Consider the following 9,726-nt stretch of genomic DNA (forward strand, 5'->3'; position numbering starts at 1 on the left):
ACCCGGACGTACAACGGTGTCCCTGGAGCGCCACACCCCCGACCCACCCCGGAGGCAAGGATGCACCGATTGCACCGGCGCGACATGCTGAAGCTCACCGCCGCCGCGGCGGGCGTGTTTACGCTTGCCCCCGTGACGTTCGCCCATGCCGACGGACCGGCGGCGGACGGGCGCGGCGAGGAGTCCCGCACGGTCTCCGGCCGCCTGCGGCCCGGCGCCCCGGACTACGTCTATCTGCCCGTCGAAGTACCGCGCGGCGTCCACGAGCTGGCGGTGTCGTACACGTACGACAGACCGGACGTGCCACAGGGCACCCCGGGCAACACCCTGGACATCGGCGTCTTCGACGAGCGCGGCACGGAGCTGGGCGGGCGCGGCTTCCGTGGCTGGTCGGGCGGGGCCCGTACGGAGTTCGCGATCAGCGCCGAGCAGGCCACGCCCGGCTATCTCGCGGGGCCCGTGGGCCCCGGCACCTGGCACGTCGTCCTGGGCCCGTACACCGTGGCCCCGCAGGGCCTGGCGTACGAGGTGAAGGTGACTCTCCGATACGGGCCGACGGGCACGACGCCGCGGCCGGTGTACCCGCCACAGCACGCCAAGGGGCGCGGGCGGGCCTGGTACCGCGGCGACAACCACCTGCACAGCGTGTACTCCGACGGCAAGCGCACCCCCGCCGAGATCGCGGCGGCGGCGCGCGCGGCCGGGCTCGACTGGATCACGACGACGGAGCACAACACGACCTCCGCGCACGGCGCGTGGGAGGGCCTGTGGGGTGACGACCTGCTGATCCTCACCGGCGAGGAGGTCACCACGCGCAACGGTCACGTCGTGGCGCTCGGCACCGACCCGGGCGTGTTCGTCGACTGGCGCTACCGGGCCCGCGACCACTCCTTCGGCCGCTTCGCCCGCGTGGTCCACCGGGCGGGCGGCCTGGTCGTCCCCGCCCATCCGCACGCCACCTGCGTCGGCTGCTCCTGGAAGTACGGCTACGCGGAGGCCGACGCGATGGAGGTCTGGAACGGGCCGTACACCCCGGACGACGAGGTCGCCATCGCGCAGTGGGACAGCATGCTGGTCGCGTCCGCGCGCGAGGGCGGGCGCTGGCTACCCGCCATGGGCAACAGCGACGCCCACCGCGAACCCCAGGTCGTGGGCCTCCCCCAGACCGTCGTCCTCGCCGACGGCCTCTCCCGTACGGCCCTACTGGCGGGCATCCGCGCGGGCCGCAGCTGGATCGCCGAGTCCTCATCCGTCCACCTGACCTTCGAGGCCGTGACGGGACAGGGCGCGCACGCGGGTATCGGCGACCGTCTCCCCGCGGCTCCGGACGCGGAGGTGACGGTGCGTCTGGACGTCTCGGGCGCCCCGTCCGGCGCCACGGCCTCGTTCGTCACGGACCAGGGCCGGCTGTACAGCACGCCCGTCCCGGCGGACGGCAAGATCTCCTGGCGCACGACCCCGTCGTACGCGGCGTACGTCCGCGCCGAGGTCCGCCACCCGGCGAACGGCGGCGGCAGCGGCAACGACCTGCCGGGGGCGATGGCGGCCCTGACGAACCCGATCTTCCTGGGGAGGGAGTAAGGACGCGTCGCGAAGGGACCATGGTGAACGCCCCCTCTTGACCTCAAGTCCGCTTGAGGTCCTACGTTCGATCTCACCAGCGAACGAGCGAACAGTCTCAACGGGGAGAACAACCACCATGAAGTACTCGCACGACGACGCCGGCCTGCTCCAGCAGCCGATCGGATACTGGGCCACCGCCGCGGGGCGGGAAGTGGTGACGAGCATTCGCACCGGGCTCGCCGGGTTCGGGACGACACAGCCCCAGTGGTGGGTGCTGAACCGGAGCGGTGAGACCCGCGAGCAACTGACGGCGGTGCTGCTGCACTACGTCATGCCGGGTGACGACCTCGACGCGGAGATCGACGGACTCGTCGGGCGCGGGCTGATCACCTTCGACGAGGGGAACCACCTCCGCCTCACCGAGGCGGGCGAGAAGACACTCGCCCAGTGCGCCGCCTGGCAGAAGGCCCACCACGACCGGATTCACGACGGCGTCTCCGACGAGGAGTACCTCGCCACCCTGAAGGTGCTCCAGCGAATGATTCACAATGTGGACGGAAAGGCCTGGCACCACTGAGAAGGACGGCGGACCTCCCCCGCCTCACACTCACACTCACATGAAGTCCCGCCAGAACGGGACGGTCACCTCCGGAATCATCCGGGGAATTTCCCCGGTGCCGAATTCGCAGTCGATGTAGTGGGCCAGGTCGCTGCCGTAACAAATGATGTCGGTCCCCCACATCGACAGGACCGGATGCCCGGAGGTGCCGCTTCCGGCCGGGAGGAAACGGTGCGCGTAGAGGGGCACCATCTGCGGCACACCCGCCAGCCGCTGCCGCGCGCACTCCATGGCGTCCACCCCGTCCCCGGGGCGCGGCCCCAGCGGGCCGGGCCAGTCACCGGCCTCGACGTCCCACAGGATCTCCTGCACCGGCAGGTCCAGACGGCGCCGCAGCTCCTCGGGGTCACCGTCCCGCCAGTCGGGCCAGGGCTGCTTCCAGGTCTGGCCCTCCTCGTACGGCGAGGCGACGGGCAGCCCCGCCGCCAGAAAGGCACGGTGGTCGGCGGAGAACGCGAAGCCGTACTCCGCCTCGACACGGTCGAATTCCCTGTCACTCAGCCCGGGAGCGATCTCGCAGCAACCGGCCTTCGCGAGTCGCCGGGCGGCTTCCACGCCCAGCCGGGCGCCTTTCGTCTCGGTCACCCGCGTACGGTACCCGTCGCCTCCGCACGCCTTCCTCCCCATGGAAAGCATTTGGCGAAAGACAGCGGTTCTCGTGACAATGGGCCGCATGTCGGAATCGGTTTCGGAGTCAGCGGCGCAGCTTTTCCTGGTGGAACGGCACACGATCCTGTCCGTGGTCGTGGGGTCGCGCGCGTTCGGGCTCTCCACCGCCGCCTCGGACACCGACCGCCGCGGTGTGTACGTAGCCCCCACGGCCGACTTCTGGCGCATGACCAAGCCGCCCACGCACGTGGAAGGCCCGCTGCCCGAGCAGTTCAGCTGGGAGGTGGAGCGGTTCTGCGAGCTCGCGCTCAACGGGAACCCCAACATCCTCGAAGTCCTGCACAGCCCACTCGTCGAACAGCGCTCGGAGCTCGGCGCCGAACTCCAGGACCTGGCCCCGGCGTTCCTGTCCCGCAGGGTGTACGCCACCTTCGCGCGCTACGCCGCGTCCCAGTTCACCAAGGCGGAGAACCGCCGGGAACTCGAGGGCGAGCCGCGCTGGAAGCACATCATGCACATGCTCCGCCTGATGATCAGCGGTGCCGTGCTGCTGGAGGACGGCACCGTACGAATCGACGCGGGCCCGTACCGCGAGCGCCTGCTGGCCGTACGCCGCGGCGAACTGTCCTGGGACGAGGTCCGCGCCTGGCGCGAAGACCTCGCCGTACGCCTGGACCGGGCCCTGACCACGAGCCCGCTCCCCGAACACCCCGACGCCGACCGCGTGGAGAACTGGCTGATCTCGGTCCGCCGCCGCTCCCTGACGAACGGAAGCAGCCTGCTATGACTGCTATGACTGCCCACGTCATAAGCACCCTGCCCGACCTGAAGCAGGTCGTGGCGGACCAGCAGCACCCTCTGCTCTTCGCCACGGTCTCGGGCGCCCACCTCTACGGCTTCCCGTCCCGCGACTCGGACGTCGACCTGCGCGGCGTCCACCTGCTGCCCCTGCGCGACATCCTCGGACTGGCGGCACCGCGGGAGACCCAAAGCCGCATGTGGGACGCCGACGGCGTGGAGATGGACCTGGTCACCCACGACCTGGCCAAGTTCGCCCGCCTCCTGCTCGGCCCCAACGGCTACGTCCTGGAGCAACTCCTCTCCCCGCTCGTCGTCCGCACGACCCCCGAGCACGCCGCCCTCGTCGCCCTCGCCCCGCGCCTCCTGACCAGCCGCCACGCCAAGCACTACCGCGGCTTCGCGAAAACACAGTGGCGCCTGTTCGAGAAAACCGGCGAACTCAAGCCGCTTCTCTACACGTTCCGCGTTCTGTGCACGGGCATCCATCTGATGCGCGCCCACGAACTCCAGGCCGACCTGCCGACCCTGCTGACCGCGGTGAAGGCACCGGCCTACGTCCGCGGCCTCGTGACGGCGAAGGCAGCCGCCGAACACGGCCACCTGTCCGCACTGGACGGCGCACCGTCGCACGAGCGCCTGACGGCGGACATCGCGGCTCTGCACGCGGCACTGGACGAGGCGGAAGCGTCGACGGCACTCCCTGACGCGACCGACGCCCGGGCGGACCTGAACGACCTGGTGATACAGACGCGCCTGCAGGCGGGCTGATAACGCGGACACCGACCTATCGGGAACCACACCCCCTTCCCCGAACGAGGGTATCCACGCAGCGTGACCAAGCCGACCACCCACCGTTAGGGCAGCCGAACCTATTCGGCGCAATGCCTGACAAAGGATGGAGACGTTCAACTATGGTTCGCAGCAGGAGAATTGCGGCAGCTATCGCACTGGCGGCCATCGCCATGTGCGGCAGCAAGGGGGCGGCGCCCGCGCACGCCGACAGGGGCGACATCACCGACGGAACCGTGAGCGGCACCCTGTCGAACCTGGGCAGCGCCAACTCCACGGGCCACAGCGCCTTCTGTGGAAACCCCCTCGCCATCGGCTCACCCGCGTCCTGCGCGGTCGAAGACGATCACGCGAGCGACCACGCGGGCAAGGACTCGGACGGCGGAAGGATCGACAACGACCTGCTGTCCGGCATCCTGTCCTGGAACTCGACAGGCCACAGCAACAACTGCGGAAACGGTCTCGTCGCGGTGCTCAACAACACCACCTGCGTCACCAAGCACGGCCACTGATCCCGGAGAAGGGGCGAGGGATCCAAAGGTTGTCCGGCAGACCACCCTCGCTCCTGCGAGCACAGCGCGCCCGGCGGAATCCTGTGGGCCGGCCGTCATGACGACGGTCGGCCCACAGGCCCCTGCGATCAGTTGGCATTCCGCCTGGCGGCGAGTTCCCGGCTTTCAGCGCACGGGTCGGACAGGCTGACAGTGCCAGAGGCCCAGCCGATCAGCAGGGCAGACGCCAGGAGGGGCCTTCGGGGGAGCCGAGCCATACTGTTTGCGTGCAGTCGGGACTCACGGACATCCCGAACGCGGACTGCCCAGGAGAACCGGCCGCTTGCCATGTCATCACGGCGGCCTCCACCTGATCCCAGAGCCGCAACGGCCCACTCTGATGAACCGTCCAACCACCGTCGGCCGCCTCGGTCCACGCCTGCGACCCTGTCGCCACATCGACCAGCACCACTCCGTCGCCCGTCTGCATCAGCTCCGCCGACGGTGCCCCGAGTTGGGCGACGAAGTGACCGGTCCAGTCCTCCAGAACAGCAGGATCCACGAGACTCGCACGCGCGTCTCCTCCATGCCGGAAGAAGACGGGACGCGGAGGTCGTTCGTGGGGCCGGGCGAGCATGTACGAGACGGTGTCCCCCGTGAAGCGGCCCGACGCGCTTCCGCCATCGCCGACAACGAGCCGGACCAGCCCGGACGCCAGCATCCAGCCGCCCACGGCGGTCGTGATCGAGCCGCCCGCACGGACCTGCCACAGCCACGGCAGGGGAATGTGCCGTACCGCGCACGTCGCGACAAGCGCGTCGTATTCCGCGTGCTCCTTGCAGCCCTGAAGCCCGTCGCCGACCACCAGGTGCGGCGCGTAACCGGCCGCGTTCAAATGGTCCGCGGCTCGCCGCGCGGTGCCAGGGTCGTACTCGACGGAGGTCACACGCGCCTCCCCGAGCCGGTCGGCCAGGATCGCGGTGGAATACCCCGTCCCCGTCCCGATCTCCAGAACCGTGTCCCCGCCCCGGACCCCGGCGACCCGCACCATGCGCGCCACCAGGGACGGCAAGGTCGAGGAAGAAGTGGGGTTCCCCGACAAGGCCCCGGTGGCATCGCGGGCATCGACACCTTCGACCTGTGTCACCCACGTCTGATCGGTGCAGGCCAGCCGCAGCCATTCCTCCTCCCCGACGTCTTCGCGCCGCAGAGGCTCCCACGTGGTGCCGTTGAGGCGATACACGGCATCGCCCAGGAAGATTTCCCGGGGTACCCGCTCGAAGGACGCCCTGAGCGCGGGGTCGTCGTCGAACGCGCCCGTGGACGCGATGATGTCGGCGAGTTCTTTACGGCAGTGGCTGCTCATCGGCATCCTCCGGGGTTTCCGAGCTGGTCGGCGAGGGCTTGAGTGATCCGTTGAGTGATAGGTGCGGGGAACCAGGCCCACTGACCGTTGGGATTGCACTCGTACAGCCACCAACGGCCGTCCCGGTCGAGCCCGAAATCGAAGGCCCCGAAGACCAAGCCGAACGAGCGCAGGTAGGACTGTACGCCCTGCTCGACATCGGGCGGGACGTCCACGCACTCGTAGGTCAACTCGTCATAATGCAGACGCCAGTCCAGCGAGTTCGCCCCATCAATGCGCACGGCGAAGAGGTCCCCGCCCACCGCAGTCAGCCGTATGTCGCAAGTCTTGTCCACAGTCCGTTGGAACACATGAGGTGCGGCGCTCAGCCGTTCGGTGATCTCATCCGGGTCCACTTCGGAAACCCAGATGTTCAGATGCCTTCCGTCAACATCGGTGTAGTCGGTGTTGCGCAACGGCTTGAAGACCACCGAGCCGTGCTCGACGGCGAAGCGACGCGCGCGATCCCCCACATTGGTGATCAATGTCGGCGGGACGCGCAACCCGCTGCGGGACGCGATCGCCAGCTGCGCCGGCTTGTACTCCGCGTCGCGGTTGCGCCAGGGGTGATTGACGTAGCGGGCACCGGGCAGCGTGGCGAGTACGCCCCCGAGCCCATGGCGAGCCTGCTCGACGCACCACTGCGCCTCGGCACCCGTCATGTCCACAGGGGCGGTGTAGGCGCTCGGCCGACGCCAGTAGACCGAACGGACCCCCGAGACATCGATACGCCGGGTCGCCGTATCGATCAGCCCGCTGAGCCCACCGTCGTCCAGGCGCGCCTCCAAGGTCACAGCCGACGGAAAGTCGCCGGGGTCCAGTCGGACGACGGGCGCACCCTGCGCGTTCAGCTCGGCGATCACCAGGTCGGCGGTCACATCGTCGAGGCGGGTCACCACCAGTACAGGCCTCTCGTCCCCCACTCGGCCACCCCCTCAGTCCGTGTCGCCCTCTTGATCACTCCCCTGATCCGGCGTTCCGTCCAGGCTCGTCTTCGTCGCGGTCTCCTTCGAGGTCTCCGACCGCTTGTGCCTGTCCAGCACCGGTACGGGCATGCCGTTCTCGTCCACCGGCCGAGCGATCTGCGTGTCGGGGTCGAGGACGAGCTTCGCGTACGGAATCCGCACGGCCTCCGGAAATGGCGCCATCCGGGTCAATCCCCAAGGCAATGCGCTCGCAGTCGGCATTCCATCTCCTTCAGTCGTGTTTCCGGGCTGGACAGTCTGATAGTTCCGCAGCCCAGAAGGTAGACGCCCTCGGCGGCCACTACCGCGACGCGTGCCCGGTGCGCTGGTGAACGGCGAGCCGGTCATCCGCACCGCGCATGCCGCGCCAATCCTGCGCGAGCTCCAAGGTGTGCCGCTCAGCCGCGAGTTCCTGGCACTCGGCACAGGGATCGCCCTCCGGCACGACGATGACTCCGGGCCCGGCCATGCCGGCGAGCGGAACGGCCGTCTCGGTGCGGAGCCGCCGCTGCTGCCGGAGCAGTTCTTCGGCTCCGCGCCCGAGGCTCCTGGCGTACGTGACGGCCGAGGCGTACCCGTCGCCGGGCCCGAGCCCGACTTTGTGCCCCGCTTCGCGCACGGCGGCGAGGGCTTCCACCCGTACGGGGTCGTCGACGGGCCGCTTGCCCGCTTCGGCCTCGACATCCACCACGGCCACGCTGATGAAGCGGCGCAGATGCCGCGTCAGCCACCCGAGCCTCCCGGTGGCGGGGCACGTCCGGTTGTCCATCGCAACGGCCTCCCGGATCACGTCCTCGATGCGCGGCGCCTCGGGCCGCGCCGCGGTTCCTTGCGGCGGTACGTACGCGAGTCCGGTGTGGGGGAAGACGGGCATGACTGAACTCCTCCGCGAGCGTCTGAAGTGCGCCGATGGCTTAACCAAGCTCCCGCAGACAGCACTTGGCTTGCAACTTAAAGAACAGAATTCTCTAAACTGGCATATGCACAACCAGAGCAAGGCTCCCCCGGACAGGCTCAGAGGATGGGAGACTCACCAACAGAGGCGCCCTGAAGGTCGACAGCCGCACTCGGAGCACCAACACGCTTGCGGTGAACGGGTACTGGGAAGCGCCCAGGGGTACAGCATCTGGAGGGTCAGCGGTGGCAGCACGACGCGGTGCGACGTTCCGTCGGCGAGAGCTGGGCAAGGAGCTCCGGCGCCTTCGGGAGAGGAAGGGGTACGGCACGAAGGAAGCAGCCGCTGCCATCGAATGCTCAGAATCAAAACTGAACAGAGTCGAATCCGGCCACAACCAGCTGCCACGCGTCCGTGACCTGGAAGACCTGCTTGAGCTGTACGGCGTCACGGAGCGCGCCGACCGCGAGCATCTGCTGATGCTGCACCGCGACTCGCTCAGCGCCGACTGGTACCGGCCTTACCAAAACTTCATGCCGTCGGGACAGCCTCTGTACGTGGGCCTGGAATCCGACGCCCGCACCATGCGCGCCTGGCACTCGCAGGTGGTGTTCGGCCTCCTGCAGACCGAGGACTACGCCCGTGCGCTCTTCATGACGGCAAAGCCCGTGGACGAGAGGACGACCGAGTTCGTTGAGGAGAGCATCGCGCTCCGCATGAAGCGAAAGGAGATCGTCCATGGCGACGACCCCGTGGAGCTCCGGGTGATCCTCGACGAGTCCGTGTTGCGCCGCATGGTCGGTAGCCCGAACATCATGCGCGCCCAATACCAGGGGATCGAGAAGGCCGCGGCGCTCGACCACGTGACCATCCAGATCCTCCCGCAGAATCTCGCCACGTACAGGGCCCTCGCAAACTTCGTGATCCTCGACTTCGACGGGGGCCTTGACTCCGTCGTCATGGACGAAGGCTCATCCGTCATGACGGTTTCCGACAAGCCGCGCGAGGTGTGGAAGTACGCCCGTAGATTCGACGCGCTGCGGGAAGGTGCCCTGGCTCCGGCCATGACTGCCGAATTCCTGCACCGCCTGGCAGGAGAGCTCCATGACGACTAGCGCCCGCCCAACAGCACTCGACGTCGCCGATGAATCCGCTTGGTTCAAGTCCTCCCACAGCGGAGACAACGGGGGAGGCGGCTGTATATCCATCACCGCGCTGACCAGCCGAATCGGCATACGCGACTCCAAGCACCCCAACGGTCCGGCCTTCGTCGTACCGGATGCCGCCTGGAGCTCGCTCATCCACGAGATCCGATCGGAGCGCACCTGATGCAGAGCAGGTCCTCGTACAGCAACGCCGGGCAGAACTGCGTCGAAGCCACATACGAGCCCTCTTGGTTCAAGGCGTCCTACAGCATCAACTCCGGAGCGAACTGCCTATCCATCACCGCGCTGACCAACCGGATCGCCGTCCACGACTCCAAGCAGCCCGACGGACCGGCCTTCGCCGTACCGACCACGGCCTGGGCGTACTTCACACACGAAACCTGAGCGACCCCCGCCCCCGTACAGATAGCCGACGTCCGGTGG

Annotated in this window: 13 protein-coding genes; 8 read left to right on the forward strand and 5 right to left on the reverse strand. The window is 68.5% G+C overall.

The genetic code is table 11. The features are described 5' to 3' along the window. Positions 1–84: 84 nt before the first annotated feature. Together K6I34_RS23655 and K6I34_RS23660 are read left to right on the forward strand one after the other, a co-directional pair. The gene (locus tag K6I34_RS23655; RefSeq protein WP_229328364.1) at positions 85–1,581 is read left to right on the forward strand and encodes a CehA/McbA family metallohydrolase; all 1,497 of its coding nucleotides are present in this window, start codon (positions 85–87) and stop codon (positions 1,579–1,581) included. Between the two features lie 118 nt (positions 1,582–1,699). Then, entirely contained in the window at positions 1,700–2,140 is a 441-nt protein-coding gene (locus tag K6I34_RS23660; protein ID WP_229328352.1) for a MarR family winged helix-turn-helix transcriptional regulator, read from the forward strand. Positions 2,141–2,176: 36 nt separating this feature from the next. Here the strand turns inward: K6I34_RS23660 and K6I34_RS23665 are convergent, their stop codons facing one another. Next, positions 2,177–2,767, reverse strand: coding sequence for a hypothetical protein (locus K6I34_RS23665; RefSeq protein WP_229328353.1), 591 nt, complete (start codon positions 2,765–2,767; stop codon positions 2,177–2,179). A gap of 88 nt (positions 2,768–2,855) precedes the next feature. On the opposite strand from K6I34_RS23665, the gene K6I34_RS23670 reads away from it, so the two are divergent. From K6I34_RS23670 to K6I34_RS23680, 3 genes are all read left to right on the forward strand, one after another. Then, a complete protein-coding gene (locus K6I34_RS23670; RefSeq protein WP_229328354.1) occupies positions 2,856–3,578 on the forward strand; it encodes a DNA polymerase beta superfamily protein in 723 nt (240 codons plus the stop codon). 5 nt (positions 3,579–3,583) lie between these two features. Beyond that, positions 3,584–4,360: a DNA polymerase beta superfamily protein gene (locus K6I34_RS23675; protein WP_229328355.1), complete on the forward strand. Its 777-nt coding sequence runs from the start codon at positions 3,584–3,586 to the stop codon at positions 4,358–4,360. A gap of 143 nt (positions 4,361–4,503) precedes the next feature. Continuing rightward, positions 4,504–4,893 carry a hypothetical protein gene (locus K6I34_RS23680; protein WP_229328356.1) on the forward strand — a complete coding sequence of 130 codons (390 nt, stop codon included), beginning with the start codon at positions 4,504–4,506 and terminating at the stop codon, positions 4,891–4,893. A gap of 211 nt (positions 4,894–5,104) precedes the next feature. On the opposite strand, the gene tgmC is transcribed toward K6I34_RS23680, so the two are convergent. The 4 genes from tgmC to K6I34_RS23700 all read right to left on the reverse strand — a co-directional run bounded on the left by tgmC (position 5,105) and on the right by K6I34_RS23700 (position 8,116). Continuing rightward, positions 5,105–6,244, reverse strand: coding sequence for an ATP-grasp peptide maturase system methyltransferase (gene tgmC / locus K6I34_RS23685; protein ID WP_229328357.1), 1,140 nt, complete (start codon positions 6,242–6,244; stop codon positions 5,105–5,107). After that, positions 6,235–7,173 carry an ATP-grasp ribosomal peptide maturase gene (gene tgmB / locus K6I34_RS23690; RefSeq protein WP_229328358.1) on the reverse strand — a complete coding sequence of 313 codons (939 nt, stop codon included), beginning with the start codon at positions 7,171–7,173 and terminating at the stop codon, positions 6,235–6,237. The genes tgmC and tgmB overlap by 10 nt, the downstream gene beginning before the upstream one ends. A 39-nt stretch (positions 7,174–7,212) precedes the next feature. Then, the gene (gene tgmA / locus K6I34_RS23695) at positions 7,213–7,464 is read right to left on the reverse strand and encodes a putative ATP-grasp-modified RiPP (protein ID WP_275127136.1); all 252 of its coding nucleotides are present in this window, start codon (positions 7,462–7,464) and stop codon (positions 7,213–7,215) included. A gap of 79 nt (positions 7,465–7,543) precedes the next feature. Continuing rightward, complete coding sequence (locus K6I34_RS23700) at positions 7,544–8,116, reverse strand: DUF6415 family natural product biosynthesis protein (protein WP_229328360.1); 573 nt, start codon at positions 8,114–8,116, stop codon at positions 7,544–7,546. Positions 8,117–8,382: 266 nt separating this feature from the next. Between K6I34_RS23700 and K6I34_RS23705 the strand changes: the two genes are divergently transcribed. From K6I34_RS23705 to K6I34_RS23715, 3 genes are read left to right on the forward strand one after another with little or no spacing between them, the layout of a single operon-like run. Then, positions 8,383–9,252 (forward strand): helix-turn-helix transcriptional regulator, encoded by an 870-nt coding sequence (locus K6I34_RS23705; protein ID WP_229328361.1) that lies wholly within the window; start codon positions 8,383–8,385, stop codon positions 9,250–9,252. Beyond that, positions 9,242–9,466, forward strand: coding sequence for a DUF397 domain-containing protein (locus tag K6I34_RS23710; protein ID WP_229328362.1), 225 nt, complete (start codon positions 9,242–9,244; stop codon positions 9,464–9,466). The genes K6I34_RS23705 and K6I34_RS23710 overlap by 11 nt, the downstream gene beginning before the upstream one ends. Continuing rightward, positions 9,466–9,687: a DUF397 domain-containing protein gene (locus tag K6I34_RS23715; RefSeq protein WP_229328363.1), complete on the forward strand. Its 222-nt coding sequence runs from the start codon at positions 9,466–9,468 to the stop codon at positions 9,685–9,687. Before K6I34_RS23710 ends, K6I34_RS23715 begins: the two co-directional genes overlap by 1 nt. Positions 9,688–9,726 lie beyond the last annotated feature (39 nt).

This window comes from Streptomyces sp. UNOC14_S4, assembly GCF_020740835.1.
GTDB lineage: Bacteria > Actinomycetota > Actinomycetes > Streptomycetales > Streptomycetaceae > Streptomyces.

Excerpts from the sequence above, each read along its gene's own strand:
- K6I34_RS23700 (WP_229328360.1), bottom strand. The coding sequence starts at position 8,116 with ATGCCCGTCTTCCCCCACACCGGACTCGCGTACGTACCGCCGCAAGGA.
- tgmC (WP_229328357.1), bottom strand. The coding sequence starts at position 6,244 with ATGCCGATGAGCAGCCACTGCCGTAAAGAACTCGCCGACATCATCGCG.
- K6I34_RS23655 (WP_229328364.1), top strand. The coding sequence starts at position 85 with ATGCTGAAGCTCACCGCCGCCGCGGCGGGCGTGTTTACGCTTGCCCCC.
- K6I34_RS23670 (WP_229328354.1), top strand. The coding sequence starts at position 2,856 with ATGTCGGAATCGGTTTCGGAGTCAGCGGCGCAGCTTTTCCTGGTGGAA.
- K6I34_RS23710 (WP_229328362.1), top strand. The coding sequence starts at position 9,242 with ATGACGACTAGCGCCCGCCCAACAGCACTCGACGTCGCCGATGAATCC.
- tgmA (WP_275127136.1), bottom strand. The coding sequence starts at position 7,464 with ATGCCGACTGCGAGCGCATTGCCTTGGGGATTGACCCGGATGGCGCCA.
- K6I34_RS23675 (WP_229328355.1), top strand. The coding sequence starts at position 3,584 with ATGACTGCCCACGTCATAAGCACCCTGCCCGACCTGAAGCAGGTCGTG.
- K6I34_RS23660 (WP_229328352.1), top strand. The coding sequence starts at position 1,700 with ATGAAGTACTCGCACGACGACGCCGGCCTGCTCCAGCAGCCGATCGGA.
- K6I34_RS23715 (WP_229328363.1), top strand. The coding sequence starts at position 9,466 with ATGCAGAGCAGGTCCTCGTACAGCAACGCCGGGCAGAACTGCGTCGAA.
- K6I34_RS23680 (WP_229328356.1), top strand. The coding sequence starts at position 4,504 with ATGGTTCGCAGCAGGAGAATTGCGGCAGCTATCGCACTGGCGGCCATC.